Annotated in this window: 24 protein-coding genes and 1 pseudogene; 10 read left to right on the forward strand and 15 right to left on the reverse strand. The window is 73.4% G+C overall.

Features of this window, described 5'->3' with window-relative positions:
- Positions 1-38 precede the first annotated feature (38 nt).
- The 4 genes from OG286_RS12660 to zapE all read right to left on the reverse strand — a co-directional run bounded on the left by OG286_RS12660 (position 39) and on the right by zapE (position 5,373).
- On the reverse strand, positions 39-1,037 hold the full coding sequence (locus tag OG286_RS12660; RefSeq protein ID WP_396320531.1) for a TerC family protein: 999 nt from the start codon (positions 1,035-1,037) through the stop codon (positions 39-41).
- A gap of 268 nt (positions 1,038-1,305) precedes the next feature.
- A complete protein-coding gene (locus tag OG286_RS12665; protein WP_396320532.1) occupies positions 1,306-1,887 on the reverse strand; it encodes a TerD family protein in 582 nt (193 codons plus the stop codon).
- A gap of 255 nt (positions 1,888-2,142) precedes the next feature.
- Positions 2,143-4,236 carry an excinuclease ABC subunit UvrB gene (gene uvrB / locus OG286_RS12670; protein ID WP_396320533.1) on the reverse strand — a complete coding sequence of 698 codons (2,094 nt, stop codon included), beginning with the start codon at positions 4,234-4,236 and terminating at the stop codon, positions 2,143-2,145.
- Positions 4,237-4,272: 36 nt separating this feature from the next.
- Positions 4,273-5,373 carry a cell division protein ZapE gene (gene zapE, locus OG286_RS12675; RefSeq protein ID WP_396320534.1) on the reverse strand — a complete coding sequence of 367 codons (1,101 nt, stop codon included), beginning with the start codon at positions 5,371-5,373 and terminating at the stop codon, positions 4,273-4,275.
- A gap of 75 nt (positions 5,374-5,448) precedes the next feature.
- On the opposite strand from zapE, the gene OG286_RS12680 reads away from it, so the two are divergent.
- The 4 genes from OG286_RS12680 (at position 5,449) to msrB (ending at position 8,850) form a co-directional block, all read left to right on the forward strand.
- Positions 5,449-6,234 carry a dihydrofolate reductase family protein gene (locus OG286_RS12680; protein WP_396320535.1) on the forward strand — a complete coding sequence of 262 codons (786 nt, stop codon included), beginning with the start codon at positions 5,449-5,451 and terminating at the stop codon, positions 6,232-6,234.
- 143 nt (positions 6,235-6,377) lie between these two features.
- Positions 6,378-6,839, forward strand: a complete 462-nt coding sequence (locus tag OG286_RS12685) for an indole-3-glycerol phosphate synthase (protein WP_396320536.1) — start codon at positions 6,378-6,380, stop codon at positions 6,837-6,839.
- 142 nt (positions 6,840-6,981) lie between these two features.
- Positions 6,982-8,412, forward strand: a complete 1,431-nt coding sequence (gene murC / locus OG286_RS12690) for a UDP-N-acetylmuramate--L-alanine ligase (protein ID WP_396320537.1) — start codon at positions 6,982-6,984, stop codon at positions 8,410-8,412.
- A 27-nt stretch (positions 8,413-8,439) separates the two neighbouring features.
- On the forward strand, positions 8,440-8,850 hold the full coding sequence (gene msrB, locus OG286_RS12695; RefSeq protein ID WP_396320538.1) for a peptide-methionine (R)-S-oxide reductase MsrB: 411 nt from the start codon (positions 8,440-8,442) through the stop codon (positions 8,848-8,850).
- Between the two features lie 49 nt (positions 8,851-8,899).
- On the opposite strand, the gene OG286_RS12700 is transcribed toward msrB, so the two are convergent.
- The 7 genes from OG286_RS12700 to OG286_RS12730 form a co-directional block, all read right to left on the reverse strand.
- A complete protein-coding gene (locus tag OG286_RS12700) occupies positions 8,900-10,108 on the reverse strand; it encodes a cytochrome P450 (RefSeq protein WP_396320574.1) in 1,209 nt (402 codons plus the stop codon).
- A 125-nt stretch (positions 10,109-10,233) separates the two neighbouring features.
- A complete protein-coding gene (locus tag OG286_RS12705) occupies positions 10,234-10,794 on the reverse strand; it encodes a GTP-binding protein (RefSeq protein ID WP_396320575.1) in 561 nt (186 codons plus the stop codon).
- Positions 10,795-10,930: 136 nt separating this feature from the next.
- Positions 10,931-11,293, reverse strand: coding sequence for a DUF742 domain-containing protein (locus OG286_RS12710; protein ID WP_396320539.1), 363 nt, complete (start codon positions 11,291-11,293; stop codon positions 10,931-10,933).
- A complete protein-coding gene (locus tag OG286_RS12715) occupies positions 11,290-11,721 on the reverse strand; it encodes a roadblock/LC7 domain-containing protein (protein ID WP_396320540.1) in 432 nt (143 codons plus the stop codon). The genes OG286_RS12710 and OG286_RS12715 overlap by 4 nt, the downstream gene beginning before the upstream one ends.
- Entirely contained in the window at positions 11,718-13,592 is a 1,875-nt protein-coding gene (locus OG286_RS12720; RefSeq protein ID WP_405361594.1) for an ATP-binding protein, read from the reverse strand. Before OG286_RS12720 ends, OG286_RS12715 begins: the two co-directional genes overlap by 4 nt.
- 60 nt (positions 13,593-13,652) lie before the next feature.
- Positions 13,653-14,672 carry an MBL fold metallo-hydrolase gene (locus tag OG286_RS12725; RefSeq protein WP_405361592.1) on the reverse strand — a complete coding sequence of 340 codons (1,020 nt, stop codon included), beginning with the start codon at positions 14,670-14,672 and terminating at the stop codon, positions 13,653-13,655.
- 229 nt (positions 14,673-14,901) lie between these two features.
- Positions 14,902-16,347, reverse strand: a complete 1,446-nt coding sequence (locus OG286_RS12730; RefSeq protein WP_396320543.1) for a GNAT family N-acetyltransferase — start codon at positions 16,345-16,347, stop codon at positions 14,902-14,904.
- Positions 16,348-16,718: 371 nt separating this feature from the next.
- On the opposite strand from OG286_RS12730, the pseudogene OG286_RS12735 reads away from it, so the two are divergent.
- The 3 genes and pseudogenes from OG286_RS12735 to OG286_RS12745 all read left to right on the forward strand — a co-directional run bounded on the left by OG286_RS12735 (position 16,719) and on the right by OG286_RS12745 (position 20,034).
- Positions 16,719-18,066 (forward strand): annotated as a pseudogene (locus OG286_RS12735) (DUF692 family multinuclear iron-containing protein).
- 38 nt (positions 18,067-18,104) lie between these two features.
- Entirely contained in the window at positions 18,105-19,169 is a 1,065-nt protein-coding gene (locus OG286_RS12740) for a TIGR04222 domain-containing membrane protein (protein WP_396320544.1), read from the forward strand.
- Positions 19,170-19,254: 85 nt separating this feature from the next.
- Positions 19,255-20,034, forward strand: a complete 780-nt coding sequence (locus OG286_RS12745) for a TIGR04222 domain-containing membrane protein (protein ID WP_396320545.1) — start codon at positions 19,255-19,257, stop codon at positions 20,032-20,034.
- Positions 20,035-20,107: 73 nt separating this feature from the next.
- Here the strand turns inward: OG286_RS12745 and hemQ are convergent, their stop codons facing one another.
- Genes hemQ through OG286_RS12760 form a run of 3 tightly spaced genes read right to left on the reverse strand, consistent with a single transcriptional unit; the run spans position 20,108 to position 22,897 of the window.
- A complete protein-coding gene (gene hemQ, locus OG286_RS12750; RefSeq protein WP_396320546.1) occupies positions 20,108-20,833 on the reverse strand; it encodes a hydrogen peroxide-dependent heme synthase in 726 nt (241 codons plus the stop codon).
- Positions 20,830-22,266, reverse strand: coding sequence for a protoporphyrinogen oxidase (gene hemG / locus OG286_RS12755; RefSeq protein WP_396320547.1), 1,437 nt, complete (start codon positions 22,264-22,266; stop codon positions 20,830-20,832). The genes hemQ and hemG overlap by 4 nt, the downstream gene beginning before the upstream one ends.
- 34 nt (positions 22,267-22,300) lie before the next feature.
- Positions 22,301-22,897 carry a Uma2 family endonuclease gene (locus tag OG286_RS12760; RefSeq protein ID WP_396320548.1) on the reverse strand — a complete coding sequence of 199 codons (597 nt, stop codon included), beginning with the start codon at positions 22,895-22,897 and terminating at the stop codon, positions 22,301-22,303.
- A gap of 54 nt (positions 22,898-22,951) precedes the next feature.
- On the opposite strand from OG286_RS12760, the gene OG286_RS12765 reads away from it, so the two are divergent.
- Entirely contained in the window at positions 22,952-23,401 is a 450-nt protein-coding gene (locus OG286_RS12765; protein ID WP_396320549.1) for a DUF523 domain-containing protein, read from the forward strand.
- A gap of 134 nt (positions 23,402-23,535) precedes the next feature.
- Complete coding sequence (locus tag OG286_RS12770) at positions 23,536-24,606, forward strand: DUF4349 domain-containing protein (protein ID WP_396320550.1); 1,071 nt, start codon at positions 23,536-23,538, stop codon at positions 24,604-24,606.
- A gap of 63 nt (positions 24,607-24,669) precedes the next feature.
- Here the strand turns inward: OG286_RS12770 and hemE are convergent, their stop codons facing one another.
- On the reverse strand, positions 24,670-25,716 hold the full coding sequence (gene hemE / locus OG286_RS12775) for a uroporphyrinogen decarboxylase (RefSeq protein WP_396320551.1): 1,047 nt from the start codon (positions 25,714-25,716) through the stop codon (positions 24,670-24,672).
- A 214-nt stretch (positions 25,717-25,930) separates the two neighbouring features.
- On the opposite strand from hemE, the gene OG286_RS12780 reads away from it, so the two are divergent.
- Positions 25,931-26,593, forward strand: coding sequence for a DUF3000 domain-containing protein (locus OG286_RS12780; RefSeq protein ID WP_396320552.1), 663 nt, complete (start codon positions 25,931-25,933; stop codon positions 26,591-26,593).
- Positions 26,594-26,673: the final 80 nt, after the last annotated feature.

Here is a 26,673-nt window from a genome sequence, read left to right on the forward strand (position 1 = left end):
CGAATCCGGCGGCGGGGCCACAATCTGCTCTATTCCGGTCAGGCGTCGATCTTCTCCGGCTCCACCGCTTCCCGCTCCTGCTTCTTCGAGGCCATCAGGCTGGTCACGGTGGTGATAGCGAGCACCACCACGATGAAGCCCAGCGAGAACGGGATGCCGACCTCGGGGACGTGCACACCCTGCTCGTGCAGCGCGTGCAGCACCAGCTTCACGCCGATGAAGCCGAGGATCACCGACAGGCCGTACGAGAGGTGGACCAGCTTCTTCAGCAGGCCGCCGATCAGGAAATACAGCTGGCGCAGGCCCATCAGGGCGAAGGCGTTGGCGGTGAACACGATGTACGGGTCCTGGGTGAGGCCGAAGATCGCGGGGATCGAGTCCAGCGCGAACAGCACGTCCGTGGTGCCGATGGCCAGCATCACGATCAGCATCGGCGTCATCAGCCGACGGCCGTTCTCCCGGATGCTGCTCTTCTCCCTCACAAAGAGCTTGGTGCCGTGGTACTTGTCGGTGGACGGGAAGCGCTGCTCGATCGACTTGAGCAGGCGGTTCTCCTCGAACTCGTCGTCCTCCTCCTCGGCCCGGGCCTCCTTGATGAGCTTCCAGGCGGTCCACACCAGGAAGCCGCCGAAGATGAAGAACACCCAGGAGAACTGCGCCACGAGCGCCGCGCCACCGGCGATGAAGACCGCGCGCAGCACCAACGCGATGATCACACCGAACATCAGCACGCGCTGCTGGTAGATCCTCGGCACCGCGAACTTGCCCATGATCAGAATGAACACGAACAGGTTGTCGACACTGAGCGACTTCTCGGTGATGTACCCGGCGAAGAACTCACCGGCCGGCTGCGAACCGGAGTGCCACCAGAGGAACCCGCCGAAGACCGCAGCCAGCACGATCCAGACCGTGGTCCAGATTCCGGCTTCCTTGACCGACACCTCGTGCGGCTTGCGCCCGCCGATGAAGAAGTCGGCCACGATCAGCGCCACCAGCACACCGATCGTGCCGACCCACATGCTTACGGAAACGTCCACTACTGCTCCTCCGGCAGGTAGGCGAGACAGTCATCGTCACTGCCGGAGGTCTCTTCCGCCCGTCGGACCCGCTGGGGCGCGTCCGCGGACCAGTGCCCCGGGGCGCCGCTTCGAGGGCGCCCGTGATGACGGGACGACTGCGAGGGAATACTCCCCTCCGCTGCCATCGAGAGTAACAGGAAGTCCAAAGAAAGGTAAAGAAGGTAAAGAACCGCCCCGTGCGCACCCCTCCCGGGGTGCTTTCCGGCCTTCCTGCGGGAGCGGCTCGCTACAGGAACGGCTCGATCGCCGGGAGCAGGTCCTGGAAGGTCCGGCCCCGGGCGGGAGCGCCGATCGCCTCCATGCCCCAGCCGCCGGACGCCTCGCGGAACACCTTGGCCATGATCTGCCCGGTGTGCGGGCCGCCGCCGGCCAGCTCGTACCGGGCCAGCTCCAGCCCGGTGGACTCGTCCACCAGCCGGCAGTACGCGTTCTGCACCTCGGCGAAGGTCTGCCCGGTGTACGAGCTGACGGTGAACACCACCTGGGTGATGTGCGCCGGCACGTGCACCAGGTCGACCAGGATCGACTCGTCGTCCTCGCCCGCTCCGCTGCCGCCGACCAGGTTGTCGCCGGTGTGCCGGACGGATCCGTCGTTGCTCTCCAGGTGCTGGAAGAAGACCACGTCGGACGGGGTCTTCTCGGCGTACAGCAGCGCCGAGGCGTCCAGGTCGATCTGCCGGGTGCGGCTGCCGAAGAGACCGCGCCTGGGCGCCGCCTTCCACCCCAGCCCCATCCGGACGACGGTCAGCGACTCGCCCGAACCCTTCTGCAGGCTGACCTGCTGCCCCTTGGCAAGGTTCACCGACACGGCGTTGTCCTCTCTGCCCAGCCGCGCGGTCGGTCCCCGCGCCGGCTCCACGGTGGAACACCCCGTTGCCGTCCCCCGGCTGAGGCCCCCTGATGCGACCGCCCCGTCCCGGGGGCGGCACCGCAGGCCAGCCTAGGGCCTGCGGTGGGACGCACCGGCCAGCGCCTACCCGTTTGTGGCGAGCCTGAGACACCGCCGGGCTTGACCGGTGCCAGAACCGGCCAGGCCCGGCGTGGGCCCGCACTCCCGGGGGAATCAGGCGATGCCCGCCTCCCGCATCTGCCGCAGCTCCTTCTTCAGCTCCTTGACCTCGTCACGCAGCCTGGCCGCGACCTCGAACTGGAGGTCGGTCGCGGCCGCGTGCATCCGGTCCGTCATCGACTGGATCAGCTCGGCCAGCTCGGCGGCCGGCAGGGACTTGGCCGGCTTGCGGTCCGCGCCCAGCGCCGGCACCGGGGCCTTGCCCTTGGACGCCGCACCGCGGTACCCGGAGGAGAGCAGCTCGTCCGTGTCCACGTCCTCGCGGGCGAGGGTGTCCAGGATGTCGCCGATCTTCTTGCGCAGCGGCTGCGGGTCGATGCCGTGCTTCTTGTTGTAGGCCTGCTGGACGGCCCGGCGCCGGTTGGTCTCCTCGATCGCCTTCTCCATCGAGGGCGTGATCCGGTCCGCGTACATGTGGACCTGGCCGGAGACGTTACGGGCGGCACGGCCGATGGTCTGGATCAGCGAGGTGCCGGAGCGCAGGAAGCCCTCCTTGTCGGCGTCCAGGATCGCCACCAGGGAGACCTCGGGCAGGTCGAGGCCCTCGCGGAGCAGGTTGATGCCGACCAGCACGTCGTACCGGCCGGCCCGCAGCTCGCGCAGCAGCTCGACCCGGCGCAGCGTGTCGACGTCGCTGTGCAGGTACCGGACCCGGATGTCCAGGCCGAGCATGTAGTCGGTGAGGTCCTCGGCCATCTTCTTGGTGAGGGTGGTGACCAGGACACGCTCGTCCCTCTCCACCCGCTTGCGGACCTCGTGCACCAGGTCGTCGATCTGGCCCTCGGTCGGCTTGACGATCACCTCGGGGTCGATCAGGCCGGTCGGGCGGATGATCTGCTCGACCTGGCCGTCACCGCGCGACAGCTCGTACGGGCCGGGAGTGGCCGAGAGGTAGACGGTCTGGTCGGTCCGCTCCAGGAACTCCTCCCACTTCAGCGGGCGGTTGTCCATCGCGGAGGGCAGCCGGAAGCCGTGCTCGACCAGGGTGCGCTTGCGCGAGGCGTCGCCCTCGTACATCGCGCCGATCTGCGGCACGGTGACGTGCGACTCGTCGATGACCAGGAGGAAGTCCTCCGGGAAGTAGTCGAGCAGGGTGTTCGGCGGGGAGCCCGGCTCGCGGCCGTCGAAGTGCATCGAGTAGTTCTCCACGCCGGAGCAGGTGCCGATCTGGCGGAGCATCTCGATGTCGTAGGTGGTGCGCATGCGCAGCCGCTGGGCCTCCAGCAGCTTGCCCTGCTTCTCCAGCCGGGCGAGCGTCTGCTCCAGCTCCTGCTCGATGCCGTTGACGGCGCGCTCCATCCGCTCCGGGCCGGCCACGTAGTGCGAGGCAGGGAAGACGTGGACGGAGTCGTCCTGGCTGATGATCTCGCCGGTGAGCGGGTGCAGGGTGTAGAGCGCCTCGATCTCGTCGCCGAACATCTCGATCCGGACGGCCAGTTCCTCGTAGACCGGGAAGATCTCGATGGTGTCGCCGCGGACCCGGAAGGTGCCGCGGGTGAAGGCGAGGTCGTTGCGGGTGTACTGGATGTCGACGAAACGGCGGAGCAGGACGTCGCGGTCGATCTCCTCGCCGACCTTGAGCCGCACCATCCGGTCGACGTACTCCTGCGGGGTGCCGAGGCCGTAGATGCAGGAGACGGAGGCGACCACCACCACGTCCCGGCGGGTGAGCAGCGAGTTGGTGGCGGAGTGGCGCAGCCGCTCGACCTCCTCGTTGATCGAGGAATCCTTCTCGATGTAGGTGTCCGTCTGCGGGACGTACGCCTCGGGCTGGTAGTAGTCGTAGTACGAGACGAAGTACTCGACCGCGTTGTTCGGCAGCAACTCGCGGAACTCGTTGGCCAGCTGGGCCGCGAGCGTCTTGTTCGGCGCCATCACCAGGGTGGGGCGCTGGAGCTTCTCGATCATCCACGCCGTGGTGGCCGACTTGCCGGTACCGGTGGCGCCCAGCAGGACGACGTCCTTCTCTCCCGCGCGGATCCGGCGCTCCAGCTCGGCGATGGCCGCGGGCTGGTCGCCGTTGGGCTGGAAGGGACTGACGACCTCGAAGGGCGTCTCTGACCGCTCAATACTCGTGATGGGTCGCACGTGTCCACCGTACGACCCCTCACTGACAGCCGGTGCCTACTCCGCGCGGTCCCCGGCGCCGGCCTTGGCGCTGTCCCGGGCCAGGGCGACCAGGCGGGAGACGGCCCGCAGGTACTTCTTGCGGTAGCCGCCGCGCAGCATCTCCTCCGGGAAGACCTGGTCGAAGGGGATCCCGGAGGCGGTGATCGGCAGCTCGCGGTCGTACATCCGGTCGGCGAGGACGACCAGGCGCAGCGCGGTGGACTGGTCGTCGACCTGCCGCACCCCGCGCAGGCAGACCGCCCGCACGTCGTCCAGCAGCGCGCCGTAGCGGCTGGGGTGGACGGCGGAGAGGTGGGCCAGCAGCGCGTCGAAGTCGTCCAGCGAGGCGCCCGGGGTGCGGGCGGCGACGGCGTCCACGTGGGCGTCGGCGTACGGCGGCGGGGCGTCCGGGAGGCCGCGGTGGCGGTAGTCCTGGCCGTCGATCCGCATCGGGCGGAAGTGGGCGGACAGGCCCTGGATCTCGCGCAGGAAGTCGGCGGCGGCAAACCGGCCCTCGCCGAGCTTCTCCGGCAGGGTGTTGGAGGTGGCGCAGAGCTTGACGCCGTTCTCGACCAGGCGGCCGAGCAGGGTGGAGACCAGGACGGTGTCGCCCGGGTCGTCCAGCTCGAACTCGTCGATGCAGAGCAGCTTGTGCCCGGAGAGGGTCTGCACGGCCTGCTGGAAGCCGAGCGCGCCGACCAGGTTGGTCAGCTCGACGAAGGTGCCGAAGGCCTTGGGGCCGGGCGCGGCGTGCCAGAGCGAGGCGAGCAGGTGGGTCTTGCCGACGCCGTAGCCGCCGTCCAGGTAGACGCCGGCCGGGCCGGTGGGCGCGGGGGCGCTGCGGCGGAACCAGCTGCGCCGGGGGGCGGAGCCGTTGCCGCTGTTGAGCGTGCCGGCGAACTGCTCCAGCACCTGCACGGCCTCGTACTGGCTGGGCTGGGTCTGGTCCGGGATGTACGTCCCGAAGCTCACGTCGGAGAAGCGAGGCGGGGGGACCATCTCGGCGACCAGGCGCTCGGCGGGGACGACGGGGCGCCGGTCGGTGAGCGCGACGGGGGCGGTGGCTATCGACCCGGTCACGGTCGCGGCGTCGGGGTGTGGGGCTGCTGCGGGCACGTTAGTAGAGGGTACGCCTGGTCCTGCACGGCTCAGGGCGGGGCCGTCGGTGGAGCCCGGTGGAAGACTGGCGGTATGCATCAGTTGATCAGCCCGCTGGCCCAGCCGTTCGCCGATCCGGCCTCGCTGGAGTCGCTCGCCGCCGTCTACGCGTACCCCGACCAGGTGAATCACGGCCGCCCGTGGCTGCGCGCCAACATGGTGGCCGGCCTGGACGGCGGGGCCGGGCTGGACGGGCTCTCGGAGGGGCTCTCCGGGGACGCCGACAAGCGGATCTTCGGGGTGCTGCGGGCGCTGTCGGACGTGGTGCTGGTGGGCGCCGAGACGGTCCGCGCCGAGGGCTACCGCCCGGGCCGGGCACGGGCCGAGTTCGCCGCGGCGCGCCGGGCGGCCGGGCAGGCCCCGGCCCCGGCGATCGCGGTGGTCAGCCGCTCCCTGGGGCTGGACCTCGCGGCGCCGCTGTTCACCGAGCCGCTGGTGCGGACGGTGGTGATCACCACGGAGGACGCCCCGGCGGAGAGCCGGCGCGCGGTGGCCGAGGTGGCCGACGTGGTGGTGGCCGGCAAGGGCTCGGTGGACCTGCGGGCGGCGGTCGCGGCGCTGGCCGGGCGGGGCTGGACGCGGTTGCTGAGTGAGGGCGGCCCGCGGCTGCTGGGACAGCTGGCGGCCCAGGGGCTGCTGGACGAGCTGTGCCTGTCGCTGGCTCCGTTGATCACGGCCGGCGACGCGCCGCGCATCATCCACGATGCGGAAATGCCTGACGTGCAGCGGATGCGACTGGTCTCATTGATCGAGCAGAAAGGATTCCTCTTCACCCGCTACCTGCGTCTTCACCCGCACTCGGCCTCGCCGACCCCGTGATCCCCGGAGCGTGATCCCGATCCCGTTCGGGAGCTTTCGTCCGCGTGGCCCGTGTGACGGGTGGGCAGCGTGCGGAAAGCTTCCGCCGGGCAGTATGGGATGCGATGCCGGGGCCCGGGGGCCGGCCACTGGAAGGGATTCACGTGTTCAAGACGGTACTGATGATCGAAAAGGCGCTCTCCGACGCCGATGTGGAGCTGGTCACCACGCTCCACAGCGACGAGAAGGTGTCCTTCGTCGTCCTGATGCAGCCGCGCGGCAAGCAGGACGAGCTGCTGCGGGCGCTGGACGACGTCGCGCTCGGCCACCTCGACAAGGTGGTGCGCGAGCACGACGAGTCCGGTGACGAGCCGACGGTGGCCGGCGAGTCGCTGGAGCACAGCCTGCGCCACCTGCGCCGGGCCGGGGCCGAGGCGGTCGGCGAGCTGGTCGAGGAGAAGCCGCTGGACCGGCTGCGCACGGTGGTCGAGGAGCACCGGGCCGACGAGGTGGTGGTGCTCACCTCGCCGCACTTCGTGGAGGAGTTCTTCCACCGCGACTGGGCCTCCCAGGCCCGGCACAAGGTGGGTGTCCCGGTGCTGCGACTGTTCGCCAGCGACTCCTGAGCCTCCCTGCCTGCCCGCCCTCGGGCACGAGGGGGCCGCCACCGGTGGTGCAGAATCGTCCTTGCGGCCCGTCCGCGAGGACGATTCGCACGTCCGACCCCGCTGTCCCCTGTTCCTGCCCCCGCCCGTACGGAGCCCCGCCTTGAACGACGCCGCGCACGACCTGCACGCCCCGCACTTCATCGGCATCGGCGGCGCCGGGATGTCCGGCCTGGCGAAGATCCTCGCGGTCCGCGGCGCCGGCGTCTCCGGCAGCGACTCCAAGGAGTCCGAGACCGTCCTGGCGCTGCGCGCGCTCGGTGCCGTCGTACACATCGGCCACGCCGCCGAGAACCTGCCCGAGGGCGTCAGCAGCGTCGTCGTCTCAAGCGCGATCCGCGCCGACAACCCGGAGCTGGCCGCCGCCCGCGAGCGCGGCATCCCCGTCGTCCACCGCTCCGACGCGCTGGCCGCGCTGATGGGCGGCCGCCGGGCGCTGGCCGTGGCCGGCACCCACGGCAAGACCACCACCACCAGCATGCTCGCCGTCGCCCTCGGCGAGCTGGGCCTCGACCCCTCGTACGCGATCGGCGGCGACCTCGACGCGCCCGGCTCCAACGCCCACCACGGCACCGGCGAGATCTTCGTCGCCGAGGCCGACGAGAGCGACCGCAGCTTCCACAAGTACGCGCCCGAGGTGGCGATCGTGCTCAACGTGGAGCTGGACCACCACGCCAACTACGCCTCGATCGACGAGATCTACGAGTCCTTCGAGACCTTCGTCGGCCGGATCACCCCCGGCGGCACCCTGGTCGTCTCCGCCGACCACTCCGGTGCACGCGAGCTGACCTCCCGGGTGGCCGGCCGCGAGGGCCTGAACGTCGTCACCGTCGGCGCCGCCGAGGACGCCGACGTCCGCGTCCTGTCGGTGGTCGCCCACGGCATGACCAGCGAGGTCACCGTCCTGCTGGACGGCGACGAGCTCGCCTTCACCGTCTCGGTGCCCGGCCGGCACTACGCCCACAACGCGGTCGCCGCGCTGGCCGCCGGCGTGGCGCTCGGCGTCCCGGCCGCCGACCTCGCCAAGGCGCTCGGCGCCTACACCGGCGTGCGGCGCCGGCTCCAGCTCAAGGGCGAGGCGGGCGGCGTCCAGGTGATCGACTCCTACGCCCACCACCCGACCGAGATGACCGCCGACCTGGAGGCGATCCGCGAGGGTCTGGAGGGCGCGGGCCGGGTGCTGGTGGTCTTCCAGCCGCACCTGTTCAGCCGCACCCAGCAGCTCGCCGAGGAGATGGGCCAGGCGCTCGCCCTCGCCGACGCCTCCGTCGTCCTCGACATCTACCCGGCCCGCGAGGACCCGATCCCCGGCGTCACCAGCGAGCTGATCATCGACGCGGCCAAGCGGGCCGGTGCCGACGTCACCGCCGAGCACGCGTTCGACGCCGCCCCCGCCCTGCTGGCCGGCCTGGCCCGCCCGGGCGACCTGCTGCTGACGATGGGCGCGGGGGACGTCACCAACCTCGGGCCGGCCATCCTGGAAGAATTGAAGGGGAGCCTCGGGCACCTCGCGAACGTTGCCACCAACGTCTGAGTCCACCGCCTCCGGGAGTGCGCTGTCATGAGCTACGAGATCGAGAAGACCGACGCCGAGTGGCGCGCCCAGCTCACGCCGGAGGAGTACCACGTCCTCCGCGAGGCGGGCACCGAGCGCCCCTTCACCGGTGAGTACACCGACACCAGGACGGTCGGCGTCTACAGCTGCCGGGCCTGCGGCACCGAGCTGTTCAGCTCGGAGACCAAGTTCGACAGCCACTGCGGCTGGCCGTCCTACTACGCGCCGCTCGCCGGGGACCGCGTCCAGTACATCGAGGACACCACGCTCGGCATGCGCCGTGTCGAGGTGCGGTGCGCGACGTGCGGCGGGCACCTCGGGCACGTCTTCGAGGGCGAGGGCTACGGGACGCCGACGGACCAGCGCTACTGCATCAACAGCATCTCGCTGACGCTGAAGCCGGCCGAGGAGGCCTGACCCCGCGTGCCGGAGGCCCGGGAACCGGTCCGGTTCCCGGGCCTCCGCGCTACCCGGGGACCGGCTGGAAGCGGACCGGGAGGTGGACCAGGGCGCGGTGGAAGGGGCCCGGGCGCCAGAGCAGGTGCTCGGCCGGGGTGGCGAGTTCGAGGTCGCTGAGGCGGCTGGTCAGCTGCTCGATGGCGGTGATCGCGATCAGCAGCGCGGGGTCGCGGGCCGGGCAGGCGTGCGGGCCCGCGGACCAGGCCAGGTGGGCGGAGTGGCCGCTGCCCAGCTCGGTGCCGTCGATGGGCGGCGCGGCCTGGGAGTTGGCGGCCGCGTAGGAGACCAGCACCAGCGAACCAGCCGGGATCTCGCGGCCGTGGAAGGTGACGTCGTAGCGCGGGTAGTGGGCGGACAGGTTGGCCATCGGCGGCTCGTGCCAGAGCGCCTCGTCGATCGCCTGGTGCGCGGTCATCGCACCGCCGAACAGCGAGCCGGCGTAGCGGGCGTCGGTGAGCAGCCGCAGCAGCGCGTTGCCGATCAGGTTGGCGGTCGGTTCGTGCCCGGCGATCATCATGAGGGTGATCTGGCGGATCACCTCGTCGTCGTCCAGCCCCGCCGGGTGGGTGAGGAACCAGGAGGTCAGGTCGTGCCGGGGCCGCACGCGGCGCTCGGCGACCATCGCGGTGACCACCGAGACGAGGTCCATGTAGGCGGCGACCGACTTCTCGGACGACCCGACCATGTCCGCGATACCGGCCACCAGCCGGGCACTGTGCTCCTCCGGCACGCCGTACCAGGTGTTGAAGACGAACAGCGGCAGCCGGCGCGCGTACTCGGCGATCAGGTCGGCCGAGCCGGTGGCCGCGAAAGCGTCGATCAGCAGGTGCGCGACCTCGGTGATCCGGCGCTGGAGCAGGTGCGGTTCGAGCAGGGCGAGCCCGTCGGTGATCACCTGGCGGTAGCGGGCGTGCTCGGCGCCGTCGGTGAAGAAGGCGCTGGGGCTGTAACCGAGCATCGGCAGCAGCGGGGAGTCCGGCGGGACGGTCTGTTGCCAGGCCCGCGGGTCCTTGGAGAAGGTGTCGGTGTCGCGGAGCAGGTCCAGCGCGGCCTGGTAGTCGGTGACCAGCAGGGCCTCGACGCCGGGGGCGAGCTCCACCGGGGCGACGGGGCCGTAGCGGCGCAGCCGGTCGTAGACGAGCTGCGGGTCGGCGGCGAACGCCGGGCCGTGGATCGGGACGGGGCCGCTGTCGGCGGGCGCGGTTGCGGCGCGCACGGGGCCGGTGCCGGTGGCGCGTACGGCGGTGGCGGTGGCACGCACGGCGGTGGCGGCGCCGGTGTCGGTGCTGCTGGCGGTGTCGGCGTCCGTGCCGGTGGTGCTGCTGGTGGTGTCGGTTCTGGTCACGGCTGCTCCGGGGCGGCGTCGGGTGCTGCGGGCAGGCCGTGCAGGACGTGCTCGGCCAGCGCGATCAGCGCGTCCAGGCTGGCGCCGCGGTCGCGGGCGTCGCAGAGCACCAGCGGGGTGTCGGCGTGCAGGTCGAGGTGGGCCCGGAGCACCTCGACGGGGTGTGCGGGCGCGTCGGGGAAGCGGTTGACGGCGACCGCGTACGGCAGGCCCTGCTCCTCGACCATGTCCATGATCTCGAAGGAGTCGGCCAGCCGGCGGGTGTCGGCCAGGACGAGGGCGCCGACGGCGCCGCGGGCGATGTCCTGCCAGAGCGGGAAGAAGCGGCGCTGGCCGGGGGTGCCGAACATGTAGAGCACCACCTGGCCGGGCAGGGTGAGGCGGCCGAAGTCCACCGCCACCGTGGTGGTGGCCTTGCCGGGTGGCAGCGCGGTGCTGTCGACGGGGGCCCCGGTCTCGGTCATCGCCTCCTCCGTGTGGAGGGTCGGGATCTCCGAGAGGGTGCGGATGAGCGTCGTCTTGCCGACGCCGAACGGGCCGGCGACGACCAGTTTCATCAGCGTCTGGTCCCGGTCGGGCAGGTAGCCCACGCGGCCCGTCCGGGACCGGCTGTCTGCCTGGCCGCCGACGGGGCCACCGGGGCTGCCGGCCGGGGTGCCGGAGCCGCCGACCGGGGTGCCGGGGCCCCCGGCGCTACCGGAGTGTGCGGAGTCCAACGAGGAGCCTCTCGACGATGGAGCGGTCGGTCTGCTGGGCACGGGGGATCGGGGCGCGGGCGCGGAGACAGCCCGCCTCGACCAGGTCGGCCGCGAGGAAGACGGTGGCGCTGACCGGGAGCCTCAGGTGGGCGGCGGCCTCCACCACGGTCAGTGCGCCGGGTTGCAGCAGCTCCCAGAGCCGCCGGTGCTCGCCCTCCAGGTCCTGCAGGGCCGGTGGCGGTTCGGCGCCGGTGGCGTGCAGCACGGTGAGCCGCTCGAAGCCCTCGGTGCCGGGGCGGGTCCGGCCTCCGGTGGCCAGGTAGGCGGGGACCATCCGCCTGCGGGGTACGGCGGTCATGACCGCGCGCTGGCGTCCTGCCGCCTGGCCGGGCTCGCCAGGGCGTGGCCCAGGGCGGCGACCTGGACCTGCATCTGGTAGGCCACGTTGCCGAGTTGGGCCTCCGAGGTGGTGAACACGGCCAGCGAGGTGTTCTCGCCGGCCGGGACGACGATGGCGAAGCCCAGGTCGGACTCGACCACGGTCTGCGCCAGCCGCGGCTGCTCGGTGTCGGTGAACGCGGTGGTGAACGCGCGGGCGGCGGCGTGCACGGTGGCCGTCATCGCGGCGACCCGCTCGGCGGAGGCGCGGCCGAGGCCGTCCGAGGCGCCCTCGACGAGGCCGTCACCGGTCGCGATGACCGCGTGCAGGACACCCGGCAGCTCGAGTAACGGGGTCAGTACCCACGAGATCTCATCGCTGGCGGTAGGGCTGGGCGTACTGCTCACTGCTCGGCTCCTTCGGAGGGCTGGGCGGGGCGGTGGCCGGTCGGGCCCGTGCGGGCGGCCCCGGGGCCGGTGCGGTCGGCGGTGCCGGCGGCGGGGGCCGGGCCGTCCGCACGCTCGGCGTCCGGGTGCGGGGCGGCCGGGTGCGGGGCGTCCGGGTGCGGGGCGTCCGGGTGCGGGGCGTCCGGCTGCCCGCCGTCGGGGGCCGCCGCCCGGGCGACGGCGGCCCGTCCGGAGCCGGTGCCCTGTTGCAGCGCCTGCCAGCGGGCGGCGGCCTCTTCGGGGGTCCGGCCGGCCGGGCCGGTGAGCGTGTCGTCCGGCACGCCCTCGACGGCCCCGCCGGCCTGGGCGCCGGCCGGCTGCTGGGCGAGCGGCTGGCGCCGGCGCCGGCTGGGCAGGCCGCTGCCGTCGGACGGCACGTCGTGCACCGGCGGCACCACGTGCATGGCCGGCGCGGCGTGCCGAGGCGGCAGCCCGTGCCCAGCCGGCACGTCGTGCCCGGTCCGGCCACCGGGCTCGGCGCGCGGCGCCGGCACCACCTGGACGGTCGGCGCGGGCGCCGGCCCCGTCCCGGCACGAAGCGGCAGCGGGGTGAGCACCGAGAGCTGCTGTTCCTCGTCCACCACGGTCAGGAGCCCGGCCGGGATCCGCACGATGGTCCGCATGCCCCCGTACGGCGAGGGCTCGATGTGGCAGGCGAAGCCGTACTGACGGGCCAGCTTGCCGGCCACCGCGAAGCCGGTCTTCGGCGGGTTGCCCAGCTCGGTGAGCAGCACCTCGGGCGGGCCGGCCAGCAGCCGGCGGGCGCGGCGCAGCTGGTCCTCCTCCATGCCGATGCCGCTGTCGTCGATGATCACCAGCGCCCCGCGGCCGCCCTGCTGGACGGTGACCGGGACGTCGGTCTCCGGGTGCGAGTACGCGGTGGCGTTGGCGAGCAGCTCGGCGATGGTGATGGCGAGCGGCTCGGCGGCCCGGGCTGCCACGGCCAGCCGGTTCTCCCGCAGGTGGTTGGCCACCTTGATCCGGGCGTAGCCGGGCACCCGGGAGAGCGCGCCGAGCACCACCTCGGCCAGCGGCGAGTCCGTCCGGGCCAGGCCGGGCCAGGCCTCGCAGAGCACGGCGATGGTCTGGATCCGGCGCAGCGCGACCTCGTTGCGGAAGTCGAGCTCCAGCAGCCGGGGGTCGTCGTTGTCGTGCTGGAGCTGCTGGACCAGGCTCTGGATCTGGTACAGCAGGGTCTGGATCTTGGAGGTGGCTCCGCGCATCGCGGCCCGGGCGGCGGCGTCGACCCGCTCGCGCTCGTCGGTGACGGCGGTGGTCGCGGCGTCCAGGACAGCCTGGAGCACCCGCACGGCCTCGGGTCCGACGGCCTGCGGGTCCAGCGCGCCGTCGGCGGGCGCGTTGGGGTGGATGAGCCGCAGCGCGGCGGCGCTCACCCGCTCGGCGGCGAGGTGGCCGACCTCGGCCAGCAGGGCACGGACCCGCTCGTCGGCCTCCGCGGCCCGCCGGACGGCCTCGGCGGTGCGGTCCTCGGCCGCGCGGGCGTGCAGGTCGGCCTCGGCCGCGCGGTGCTCCGCCTCGGCGGTGCGCTGGTCCGCCTCGCGGGCCCGGCCCTCCGCGGCCAGCGCCCGGGTCTCGGTGCGCTGCACCTCCTCGGTGGCCCGGCGGGTGACCGCCTGCGCCTCGCGCAGCTGCTGTTCGCCGCGGGCCAGCCGGCCGTCGGCGGCGCGGGCACGTTCCTCGCCGTGGGCGGCGGCCGTCTCGGCGGCGGCGGCCCGGGCGAGCGCACGGGTCCGTAGGCGGGCCAGGACACCGGCAGCCGCGAGCGCGGCGACCGCGAGCACTGCCAGGGCGAGCAGCGCGATCTGCATCATCGAAGTCCTCGGACGTCCTCGTACGAAGGGGGCTGGGGGCGGATCGGCGCGGGCGCCGGGTCAGACGGGGGCGGGGGCGTCCTGCCGGGGCCGCGGCGGGCGGCCGGCGTCCTCGTCCAGCTCCTTGGCCACCAGGGCGACCTGGCTCATCGCCTCCAGGACGTTCGGCACCTCGCTGCCGTCCAGGTGCCGGTACTCGGCGGCGACGGTGAGCACCAGCCGCTCGGGCAGGCCGAGTTCGGAGTGGCGCTGCTCGGCGATGATCCGCCGGGCGGCGTCCAGCGCGGGTATCCCGGCGGCGTGCAGCGCGTGGGCGCGCTCGCGGACGTGGGCGAGGTAGGCGATGTGGTCCCGGACCCCGGCGCGGTCCAGCACCGGGCCGTGGCCGGGGACGAAGATCTCGGCGCCGGTGGCCAGGGCCTGTTCGCAGGCGCCGACGATGTTCTCCAGCGGGCCGGCCCAGTGCGAGGGGTGGTCGCCGGGCTGCTCGGGCGTCGAGCCGAAGATCACGTCACCGGTGAACACCGCGCGCTGGTGCGGCAGGTGGACGATCAGGTCGCCGCCGGTGTGCGCGGACGCCAGCGCGGTGATCTGCACGGGGTACTTCCCCACCCGGAGCTCCAGCTCGCCGCTGAAGACGGTGTGCGGGTGGACGGGCTCGGTCGCCGACCAGTCGAACTGGCCGAAGTGGCGCCGGAGGTAGCCACCGAGCAGCGACCCCGGGTCGCTGCCCGAGACCAGCGCGTGCTGCTGCTTCGGCGTCGGCTCGTAGTGGATGTGGCCCAGCGCCTCGCGGGTGGCGATCACCTCGGCGTCCGGGAGCACGCCCGCGCCCCAGAGGTGGTCCCCGTTGGCGTGGGTGACGACGACCCGGTCGACGGTCACGCCGTCGGCCAGCCGCTGCCGGCTCTCCGCGAGGAACTCCGCGGCGAGGGACGGGTCGTAGGGCGTGTCGATCCAGAGCGCGGTCCTCGGCGAGGCCAGCAGCCCGCAGTTGGCCAGCCCCCAGCCGCGCTTGGGCGGAAGCCACACGTACAGGTCCTCGGCAATCGCGCTCACGTTCGCGCGGCTGGTCGTCATGTGCGCGATTATGCCGATGATGTGACAGGTGTGGAGCAAAACCCCTGCGATTCAAGCCATTTCCCGCCCCGGAGCGTCCCGACCTGTCCGACTTCGCACCGGCACGGTCCTGGGCCGCTTCGTCTCGAGGCAGGACGGGGCCGGCCAGCGAAGCAGGAGGCCGGCCAGGCCGGCCAGCCGGCGAAGCAGGAGGCCGGTCATCCTCCCGCCGCGCCCGCACGGCTCTCCGTCACGCCGCCGGCAGGATCCGGCAGACCTCCACCGTCACGTCCACGGTGTCGAGGCCGATGACCCGCCCCTCCACCGCGACGAATCCTTTCTCCCCGCTGCGGAACAGCGCCGCCAGCGGCGACTTCCGGCCCGCGGCCGCCAGCGCCTCCACCGCCATCGCCGAGCCGAAGGCGAAGACCCCGCACACCACGATGCACGGCGCGTGCCGGGAGGTGCGGGTCACGAAGACGAAGCCGTGGTCCCGGATCAGTTCGTCCGCGGCGTTGTACTGCGCCTCGAAGGTCATCCCGCCCCACCGGGCCCGGGCCGCCTCCGGGTACTCGATGCAGAAGTCCGGGAACGCGGCGCCGAGCACGGTCGCCGAGTACGGGTTGACGCTCGGGCCGCCGATCGAGAACGTCGGCATCCTCGGGTCCTGCGAACCGGCCGCGACCAGTTCGATCGTCGCCTTCCGGTTGACCTTCCGCAGCAGGTCGATGAGTTGGGCGATCGCCCGCGCCTCGGCCATCGGCATGAAGAGGACGTTCTTCGGCCCCCGGCTGGTCAGCCGTCGGCCGTCCTTGGCGAAGGCGAACTCCGCCACCTCGATGCTGGGGGTGATGATCTGCACCCGGCTGTACGGCGCCAGCAGCGCACGGAGGAAGCCGTAGCGGAGAAAGAGCCGGGCGCGGGCGAGGGAACGGGCTGCGAGAAAACCGATCACAGCCGGTACGAACCCGACCAGGACCTGAAGCAGGATCTCCATACCATCCCCCGCACGGACGACTCGGGCACGAACTGTCTGCCGTGAGGTGATGCCCCGTAGAACACCAGGCGAGTCCCGCCGGCAGGCCGAGAACGCCGACCAGTAGCGGTCCACGCCGTCCGTCTGCACCGCGCTGAACGCGACCGGCTCGCCGTCGAGGACGGCGACGACGGTCAGCTCGCGGTCCAAGTCCGGCCGGGCCCAGGCGCCGTTGAGGAACTCCTCGTAGTCGGCGGCGTCCATCTCGACCTCGCCCGGCTCGTCGCGGACCGCGTCCGCCTCGACGACGAAGATCGGGTACGGGTTGTCCGCCCACTCGCCCGCCGGGCGCAGGTCGACACCGGCCGGCAGCGCGGGGGCGGCCGGGAGCGGGAGCGAGAGGTCACGGCCGGCGAAGTGGGCCGTCCGCCCGGCGGTGAAGCCCCGGTTCGCGGCGAACCGCAGGGAGCCCGGCTCCTCGTCCACCCAGCTGTGCACCTCGGCGACGCCGTGCTCGGCCAGGTGCGCCTCGGCGGCGGCCAGCAGCGCGGTGAACGCGCCCCGCCGCCGGTACGCGGGCAGGATGCTGCCGTTGGCGTAGCCGACTCCCCTGGTCGTCGTACCGGTGACCAGGCCGCAGCGCAGTGCACCGGCCACCCGGCCGTCGACCTCGGCGACGAAGGTCCGGTGGTGCTGCCCGGGCGGGGTGTTGGCGTCCATCCACCGGAACACCTCCGGGGTGAGCACCAGGTGCTCACGGCCCGCGCTGGTGGGCGGCGGCCACGGCCTCGGCGTCGGCGGGGCGGAAGTCACGGATCGTCAGCGTGTTCATAGGGTGCGTCACGGTAGCTCCCCACAAGGGCGGTTCGCCTCCGTAATGCCGCCCCCACCTGCCGGTCCGTGCTCCGGAGGGGACCAAGGTCCCTCACCACCGGGCCGGCAAGCTCAAATAATGCTCTGAGAAGACCGGGTGAGGCTTGGCAGCCGCCGCGCCCGGGGACATCCTCAGCAGAACAGCCCGGTCCGGCCCTGCCGACGACGTCCGCGCCGACCGAAGGCTCCCCGCCCAGCCCTCCGAAGGGGGCGCACCGATGACCTCCCCTGCCCTGAAAGCGCCCGTGAAGGGCACCGCGCCCGCCTGGGGTGACCTCGCCGCCCGGGGCGGCGGCACCCGGGCCACCACGCTCGGCGTGGGCCTCGGCTGGCGCAGCGAGATCGACGTCGTGGTCGAGCGCCAGCCGGGCCTGGACTGGGTCGAGGTGGTCGCGGAGAACGTCTGCGCCGGCCACCTGCCCGAGTCGCTGCGGATCCTGCGGGCGCGCGGCGTCACCGTGATCCCGCACGGCGTCTCGCTGGGCCTGGGCGGCGCCGACCGGCCCGACCCGGCCCGGCTCGGCAGGCTCGCCGAGGCCGCCGGCGCGCTCGGCTCGCCGCTGGTCACCGAGCACCTGGCGTTCGTCCGGGCCGGCGGCCTGGAGGCCGGGCACCTGCTGCCGGTACCACGCTCGCGCGACGCGCTGAAGGTGATCGCCGAGAACGTCCGGATCGCCCAGGACCAGCTGCCGGTGCCGCTGGCGCTGGAGAACATCGCCGCCCAGCTGGCCTGGCCGGACGACGAGCTGACCGAGGGGCAGTTCCTCGCCGAACTGGTCGAACGCACCGGCGTCCGGCTGCTGATCGACGTCGCCAACCTGCACACCAACCGGGTCAACCTCGGCGTGGACCCGGCCGCCGAGCTGGACCGCCTGCCGCTGGAGGCTCTCGCCTACGTCCACGTGGCGGGCGGACAGCTGGTGGACGGCGTCTGGCACGACACCCACGCCCACCCCGTCACCGAGCCGGTGCTGGAGGTGCTGGCCGAGCTGTGCGCGCGGGTCGCACCGCCCGGCGTCCTGCTGGAACGGGACGCCGACTTCCCGCCGCCCGCCGAACTGGCCGCCGAACTGGACGCCATCCGGCGTGTGCTGGACGGGGCCCGGCGCGATGGCTGACCGGTCCGAGCCCGTGGAGCCCGACGCCGCCCGCGCCCGGCTGGCCCGGCGCCAGGAGGAGCTGCTGGCCGCCCTGGTGGCCGGCGGGCCGGTACCGCCCGGCTTCGACCCGGCCCAGGTCCGTGCCCAGTCCGCCGGCCTGGCCGCCAAGCGCCGGGACACCGCCGCCAAGGTGGCGCCGGAGCTGCGCCGGCTGCTCGGCCGGCAGTACGGACCGCTCTTCCTCGCCTACGCGGGCACCCGCCCGCAGACCGGCGGCTACCGCGCCGACGCCCGGGCCTTCGCCGCCTGGGCGCTGGACAACGACCCGCCCCGGGACGGCAGCGGGCTCGGCCCGGACGAGCGCCGGGCCCTGGAGCAGTGGCTCCGCGGCCCCGCCCCGGGGCAGTCGCCCGGCCCGCTCACCCGCCTGTGCCGGGCCTTGGTGCCCGCCCGCCGGCCCCACTGACCTTCTCTCCGCCCATTCACCACCCGGGGGAACCGCCCATGTGGCACAACTCGTACTTCCTCGTCCCTGCCGTCCTGCTGGTCGCCGCCGCGCTCTACGCGTCGCAGACCAAGCAGCTGGTCAAGAAGGTCCCGCACGCCAAGGGCCTGCCCGGCCGCGGGCTGCCGCTGCTGGACACCGCTTTCCTCTCCGGCGGTCCCGGCCGGGTCTTCGACACCGCGTTCGTCCGGATGCACCAGGCGGGCCGGGCCGTCGTCAACCGGGCCGGCCTGGTCACGCTGACCTCCGAGCAGCCGTACGACGCCGTCGACCAGGCGATCATCGAGGCCTGCGGACCGGGCAGGCAGCGGGAGCTCGCCGGGCTGCGCCGTGACGTGATGCGCTCGCCCGCCGTCCAGGAGCTGGGCGACAAGCTCGCCGACCGCGGGCTGATGCGCAACCCCGTCCGGCTGCACCGGGCCAGGGTGGCGCGCCGGCTGCTCTGGCTCGCCCTGCCGGCCGTGGTGGTGAGCACCGTCCTCGCCTACGTCCTCGACAACGGCGACGCGGACGCGGACCGTCCGGCGAACTGGATCCCGCTGGTCCTGCTGGCCGTCTGGCTGGTCTCGATGATCGTGACCTGGCCGTTCAAGGGCCGGATCACCCCGGCCGGGCGCCGCCAGCTCGCCCTGATGACCACCGGCAGCCCGTGGAAGCCCAGCGACGGCCTGGCATCGGGGTCGACCGGCGGCGCGCTGCTGGGCGCGGTCGCGCTCAGCGGGCTGGCCGCGTCCGGGCTGGCCGACGCGGAGCTGCAGGAGGCGATGCTCGCCGCGGCCGCGGCCGAGCAGGCCAGGGCGGCGGTCGGCGCGTCCTCGTACTCGTCGTCCTCGTCGTCCTCGTCCGGCTCCTCCTGCAGCTCCGCGGCCACCTGGTGCGGCGGGTCCTCCGACTCCGGCTCCTCCGGTTCGAGCTGCGGCAGCAGCAGCTGCGGCTCGTCCTCCGGCAGCTGCGGCTCGTCCTCGTCCTCCGGCTGCGGCTCCTCCTCCAGCAGCTGCGGGTCCTCCTCCAGCTGCGGCTCGTCGTCGTCCAGCTGCGGCGGCGGCAGCTCCTGCGGGTCCTGAGGCCACCGGTCTCCCGAGTCACAGTTCGGTATCGCGGTCCGGGAATCCGTTCCGCCCAGTGTGAAGGCGGGTCTACAACAAGCCCATGTGGTTGCTCTTCCTGATACCGGCCTGCGCCGCCGCGGTGCTCTCCTGCATCCGGCTGGTCCGGATGACCGCCACCGCCGACGCGCTCGCCGGCCAGGAGGGGCCCCGGCCGCCCGAGGCGGTCGGGATCGGCCTGTACGAGACGGCGTACCTGGCGGGCGGCCCGGACCGGGTGGTCGAACTGGCCCTCGTCCTGATGGCCTCCCGCAGCCGGCTGCACCTCGCCCACACCGGCTGGACCACGGTGGTGGACCCCAAGGGCCGCAGCCGGCTGGAGCGGGCCGTCATCGCCGCCGTCGGCCCGGACGGCCAGTGCCGCACGGACGACCTGCGCCGGGCGATGGCCGCCCACCCCACCGTCCTGGAGATCGGCAGCCGGCTCGCCCTGGCCGGCCTGGCCACCCCCGCGCCGGTCCAGCAGCAGACCGTCCTGGTGATCCGCCAGGTCCGGCAGGCACTGCTGCTCTCCCTGGTGCTGATGGCCGCCGCCGTCGCCGTCGGCGGCATCTCGGACGGTGACGCGCTCGCGCCGCTCGCCTGGTTCTCGCTCCCGCTGGTGCTCACCTCGGGCACGCTGCTGATGGCCCGGGTCGACGTCTACCCGCACACCCGCTGGGCCTCCCCGGTCGGCCAGGAGGTGCTCCGCGAGGTCCGGCTGCCCCGCCAGCACGGCCTCACCGACGACGACGAGCGCGAACTCCTCACCGCCGTCGCCATGATCGGCCCCGCTGCCGTCCCCGACCCTCGCCTCCGCGCGGCCCTGCGCCACCGGCACTGACCGTGCCACCGGAACACACGCAGGGCCGGCTCCCCGTCCGGGGAGCCGGCCCTGCGGCAGATCGGACCGTCGCTCAGACCAGGCCGTTGAGGAGCTCGCTCACCGGCTTGCGGCGGCCGGTGAAGAACGGCACCTCCTCGCGGACGTGCAGCCGGGCGCGGGACGGGCGCAGGTCACGCATCAGGTCCACGATCCGGTGCAGCTCGTCCGCCTCGAAGGCGAGCAGCCACTCGTAGTCGCCGAGCGCGAACGAGGCCACCGTGTTGGCCCGCACGTCCGGGTAGCCGCGCGCCATCTGGCCGTGCTCGGCGAGCATCGCGCGCCGCTCGGCGTCCGGCAGCAGGTACCACTCGTAGGAGCGGACGAACGGGTACACGCAGACGTAGTCGCGCGGGCGCTCGTCGGCGAGGAACGCCGGGATGTGCGACTTGTTGAACTCGGCCGGGCGGTGCAGCGCCATGTTCGACCAGACCGGCTCCAGCTCGCGGCCCAGGCCGGTGCGGCGGAAGCGGTTGTACGCCTCCTGGAGGTCGTCCGAGTCCTCCGCGTGCCACCAGACCAGGATGTCGGCGTCCGCGCGCAGACCGGACACGTCGTAGGTGCCGCGCACCGTGACGTCCTTCGCGGCGAGCTGCGCGAACAGCCCGTCCACCTCGGCGGCCAGGGCGGTGCGGTCCTCGGGCAGCGCGCCCTTGAGCTTGAACACCGACCACATGGTGTAGCGGATGACCTGGTTCAGGTCGCGCGCCTTCTTCTTCTCGGGCTGCTGCTCCGGCTGCTGCTCAACGGTCTCAGTCATGCGCCCATTGTCCTCTCCGTGACGTTCTCCCCGGTCGGCGGGGTCAACACTTTGTCGAGCGCGGCGACGGCCGCCCGTGCGCTCGCGATGCACGCCGGAATGCCCACCCCGTCGTACACGGCCCCGCAGAGCGCCAGCCCGCCCACCCGGCCGGCCGCCGCCCGGATCCGCGCCACCCGGTCGAGGTGGCCCACCGGGTACTGCGGCAGGCCGGCCCGCCAACGGGTGACGGCCGTGTCGTACGGCCGGGCGGTCAGGCCGATCGCCTCGCGCAGGTCTTCCAGCGACTGCGCCACCAGCTCCTCGTCCGCCAGCTCGAGCGGCTGCTCCTCGCGCAGCCGCCCCAGCGAGGTCCGCAGCACGAAGGTCTCGGGGGCCGAACGCTCCAGCCAGCCCCACTTGTTGGACGAGAAGGTGGACGCCTTGATCCGGCGGCCGTCCACCGGCGGCACCAGGAAGCCGCTGCCGGCCGGCGGCTCCGGCAGATCGGCGCGCCGGAACGCCAGGGTCACCAGCGCCATCCCCGCGTACTCGACGGTGTCCAGCTCGGCGGCGGCCCCCGGCGCCTCGGTGCGCAGCAGCCGGGCGGCGACGGGCGCCGGCACGGCCAGCACCACGGCGTCCGCCTCCAGGGTCCCGCCGTCACCGGTCACCACCCGCCAGCCCCCGGCGGTGCGGTGCAGCTCCGCGACGGCGGTGCGGGTGCGCAGCTCGACACCGGCCTTCGCGCAGGCCGCGGCAACCGCCTCGGGCAGGGTGCCGATACCGCCGCGCAGGCCCTGGAAGACGGGCGTGGAGACGGTCTGCGGCCGGGTGGCCAGCTCGTGCACGCCCTCGACCAGCGAGCCGCCGCCACGGGCGATCGACAGCAGCTGCGGCACCGCGGCGCGCAGCGAGATCTCGTCCGCGTGTCCGGCGTAGACGCCGCCCAGCAGCGGCTCCACCAGCCGGTCCACCACCTCGCGGCCCAGCCGGTCGGCGACGTACCGGCCGATCGCGACGTCGTCCGCCACACCCTCGCCGGCCCCCTCGTGCCGGGCCCGCTCCAGCCCCTCGGCGGTGAGCACCCCGGCCTTGGCGAGCGCCTCCAGGTCACCCGGGACGCCCATCACCTGGCCGCCCGGCAGCGGCCGCAACGCGCCGCGCGTCCAGATCGCGGCCTTGGCGGTGGTCGGCGGCTCCAGCTCCGCGCCCAGCCCGACGGCCCGCGCCAGCTCGACCGCCTCCGGCCGCCGGGCCAGCATCGACTCGGCCCCCAGGTCCACCCGGACCCCGCCGACCTCCCCGCCGAGCAGCTTCCCGCCGAACCGCTCCGACGCCTCCAGCAGCGTCACCCGCGCCTTCGCGGGCTCCCCCGCCGCCCCACCGAGAAACGCGGCCGCGGCCAGCCCCGCGATACCCCCGCCGATCACCACGACCTGTGCTTGCGCCATGCCCCGCAGTCTCGCAGGTCCTTACACCGTTGCCTCAATCCGCCCGCTTCGACCGATTCGGCGCCGGTACGAGCGCGTCGAGGTCGATGTCCACGGGGAACGGGACGGGCCGCTCCAACCGGCCCCGGAAGATCCCGGCGGCGACGTACGCCGTGGTGGGAACGTCCAGTTCATAGACGTGCACCACCGGCAAGCCGTCCTCCTCCTCGATCACCCAGTAGTGCGGGATGCCGGCCTCGGCGTACTTGCGCAGCTTGACGGTGCGGTCGCGGTGCGCGGACTCCGGAGAGACGACCTCCACGACGAGCGCCACATCGGCCGGGGCATACCAGGTGCGATCCGGGTCGTACTCGGTGGCCGCGACCAGGAGATCCGGCTCGGGGCGGTTGATCCGGTCCAGCTTGATCGCCATCTCCCGCTCGGCGAGGTACTCGTCCGGCACGAGGCCCTCCAGCAGGGCAGTCAGGGTCGTGACAACCCGGCTGTGCCAGGAGCGCTGCGGGGACATCATGAAGACCAGTGCTCCATCGATCAGTTCGGTGTGCCGCGGCGCCTGCGAAAGGTGGTCGAGGTCGTCGGCGATCCACCCCTCTGCTCGGGGTGCGTACATCCAGTCCGGCAGCTCACTCATGGCCCCACAGTAGCGAGGCCGCGGTGCCGTCGGCCCCTGGTTAGGCTCCTCGGCATGGAACAGATCCTGGTGAGCGCCTGTCTGGCCGGGGTGCCGTGCCGGTACGACGGGCGGGCGAAGACGTCGGAGGCGGCGGTCGGGCTGGTGGCGGACGGACGGGCGGTGGTGGTCTGTCCGGAGGTGGCGGGCGGGCTGGCGACCCCGCGGGCGGCGGCGGAGATCGTCGGCGGGGACGGGGCGGACGTACTGGACGGGCGGGCGCGGGTGGTGGACGCGACGGGGGCGGACTGCACGGAGGAGTTCCTGGACGGGGCGCGGCAGGCGCTGGCCACGGCCGAGGCGGCCGGGGTGCGGCGGGCGCTGCTGATGGCGCGCAGTCCGTCGTGCGGGTGCGGTCGGATCTACGACGGCGGCTTCGGCGGGCGGCTGCGCGCCGGCGACGGGGTGACGGCGGCGTTGCTGCGGCGGGCGGGCATCGAGGTGACGGCTGGGCAGGCCGGATAGCGCCTTGTCCGGGCCGCTGCCGAGCCGTGATCGAGTTGCGATCTCCGGGGAGGGTCCGATCCGGAGATTCCGCCGTCCCATGGTCGTGGCATCCCGATCCGGGTGCCACACAGGGGACTTGGGGAGGATCGATCGTGGTGCGAGGACGGCGCGGAGCAGGGCGCAGAGCGGGGGCCGCGGCGGTGGTCGCCGCCGCCGTGGTGCTGGTCGGGGGGTGCGGCGCCGGCGGCGCCGAGCGTGGTGCGGACAGTGCGGCGGCGGCCAAGCGGGACGCGGCCGCCCCGGCGGCGGGTGCGCCCGCGGTGGGCGCGGCCCCCGCCCAGCCCTCGGCCGCAGAGAAGCCGGGCGGCGCGCCGGCGACCGGCGGAGCGGGGCAGCCGGGCGCCGTCCCGGTGGCCGACACCAGGCTGATCGCCTACACGGCGCAGCTGTCGCTGCGGAGCAAGGACGTGCCCGGGGTGCTGGCGAAGGCGCGCGAGCTGGCGTCCTCGGCAGGAGGCTACGTCGGCGCGGAGACGGTGAGCGGCGGGGGCGACGAGAACGCCGGGCAGAGCGGCCAGATCACCGTCAAGGTGCCGTCGGCGGCCTTCCCGCAGACGCTGGACCAGCTCGCCGCGCTCGGCGAGGTGCTGTCGCGCAGGAGCCAGGCGGACGACCTGACCCAGCAGGTGGCGGACGTGTCGAGCCGGCTGCAGACCCAGCAGGCGAGCGTGGACCGGGTGCGGGCGCTGATGGCGCAGGCGAAGTCGCTGGGCGAGATCACCAGCCTGGAGAGCGAGTTGAGCCGGCGCGAGGCGGATCTGGAGTCGCTGCAGAAGCAGCTGAAGGAGCTGTCGGCGCGGACGTCGCTCTCGACCGTCACGCTGGACGTGCGGCGGGAGCCGAAGCCCGTCGACGACCGGCCGGACGCCCGGGAGAAGAAGGACGAGGGCTTCTGGGGGTCGGTCGGCTCCGCGCTGGGCGGCGGCTGGGACGGGCTGGTCGCGGTCCTGCGCGCGGTCGCCGTGGCGATCGCGGCGGTGACGCCGTTCCTGCTGGTGCTCGCCCCGGCGGGGCTGGTGTTCCGGCTGGTCCGGCGGCGCCGGACCGCCGGGCCCGGTACCCCGGTGCCGCCGATGCCCGTCCGTCCGCCCTCCCGGCGGCAGGGAGGCGAGGAGCAGGCCGAGGATCAGGAGCAGGCCGGCCGGGAGGTGCAGGACGACTGACCGGACAGGCTGCGGGCCCCCTTCCGCCCGGAAGGGGGCCCGCCGCGAAGTCCTGCGCCGGGGTCAGCGCGCGCTGGCCTCGTGCACGAACGCGACCAGCCGGCTGAGCGCGTCCGGGTCCATGCTGGGCAGCACACCGTGGCCGAGGTTGAAGATGTGGCCGCTGCTGCCGAGCGCCTGGGCGGCGTGCAGCACCTCGCGGGCCTTGGTCTCGACGGCCTTGGTGGGCGCGAAGAGCACCGCCGGGTCGAGGTTGCCCTGCAGCCCCTTGCCGGGGCCGACCCGCTCGGCGGCGACGTTCAGCGGCACCCGCCAGTCGACGCCCACGACGTCCGCGCCGGCCTGGCCCATCAGGCCGAGCAGCTCGCCGGTGCCGACGCCGAAGTGGATGCGCGGCACGCCGTAGCCGGCGACCGCGTCGAAGACCTTGGTGCTGGCCGGCATCACCGAGCGGCGGTAGTCGTCGGGGGCGAGCGATCCGACCCAGGAGTCGAAGAGCTGGACGGCGGAGGCGCCGGCCTCGATCTGCACCTTGAGGAAGGCCGAGGTGATGTCGGCGAGGCGGTCGACGAGGGCGGCCCACAGCTCGGGCTGCCCGTACATCATGGCCTTGGTGTTCTCGTGATTCTTGGACGGGCCGCCCTCGACCAGGTAGCTGGCGAGCGTGTAGGGGGCGCCGGCGAAGCCGATCAGCGGGGTGGAGCCGAGCTCGTCGACGAGCAGGCCGACCGCCTCGGTGATGTAGGGGACGTCGTCGGGCTCCAGCGGGCGGAGCCGCTTGAGGTCCTCGGCGGTGCGGATCGGGTCGGCGATCACCGGGCCGATGCCGGGCTTGATGTCGACGTCGATGCCGATGGCCTTGAGCGGCACCACGATGTCGCTGAAGAAGATCGCCGCGTCCACCTTGTGCCGGCGCACCGGCTGGAGGGTGATCTCCTTGACCAGCTCGGGCCGCATACAGGACTCCAGCATGGGGATGCCCTCGCGGACCTTCAGGTACTCGGGCAGCGAGCGGCCCGCCTGGCGCATGAACCACACCGGGGTGTGCGGCACCGGCTCGTGCCGGCACGCGCGCAGGAAGGCGGAGTCGTGCGCGGCCCCGCGGCGCACGGGGGACTGCTGACCGGGGGTGCTACCAGCCTGGGTGGCTGCCGTGGTGTCTGCCGTAGTCTCGCTCACGGTTCAAATCTTCGCACGCGCTCCGGACGGGACTCCCCGGGCGGGCTCGTCGGTTCCTCCAAGATCTGGCCGGTTTGCCGTCCCGGCACGCCGCGCAGGCAGAAGTTACGGCGATTACCCAGGTTTTCGACCTAGTCTTCGGGTCATGGCAGCGGTCGGCGGGCACCCCGCACAGGGTGGCGGAACAGGTGGCGGAACGAATCGGGAGGCGGCGCCGAGTGAGTTCCGTGCCGCGGTCGAGGCCCTGACAGGGGCGCGGCTGCGCCCCGAGCTCGAACTCTCCCCCGCCCCGGCGCCGCGCCGGCTCGCCCCGCACGCCTTCGCGCTGACCGCCTCGGTGGAGGTGGACGGCGAGGAGCTGGCCGACGGCCGGCTGGTGCTGCTGTACGACCCGGCCGGGCAGGAGGCCTGGAACGGGGACTTCCGCGTGGTGACGATGACCCGGGCGGAGCTGGAGCCCGAGATGGCCGGCGACCCGATGCTCTCGGAGGTCGGCTGGGCCTGGCTGCTGGACGCCCTGCAGGCGCAGGGCGCCGGGTACGTGGAGCCGTCCGGGACGGTGACCAGGTGCGCCTCGCAGTACTTCGGCGCGCTGGCGGACCGCGCGTCGTCCACCGAGATCGAGATCCGGGCGTCCTGGACGCCGGCCGACGGCCGCTTCGAGCGGCACCTCGCGGCCTGGGGGGACCTGCTCTGCATCAGCGCCGGCCTACCGCCGGCCGCTCCGGCGCCGCAGCCGCCGGCCGACGTCCCGTCACTCGGTGGGGTGGTCCCGATGCCCGCCCGCCGACGCCCGCGTTCGCACTGACGAGTGGTGTCGGGGCCGGTCGGCCCCGGCGGGCCGACACCACCCCCAGGACTGACGGAGTGTGACTTCGGATCCGCTCT

Origin of the sequence: Kitasatospora sp. NBC_00039 (genome assembly GCF_045160625.1) — a bacterium.
Classification (GTDB): Bacteria; Actinomycetota; Actinomycetes; order Streptomycetales; family Streptomycetaceae; genus Kitasatospora.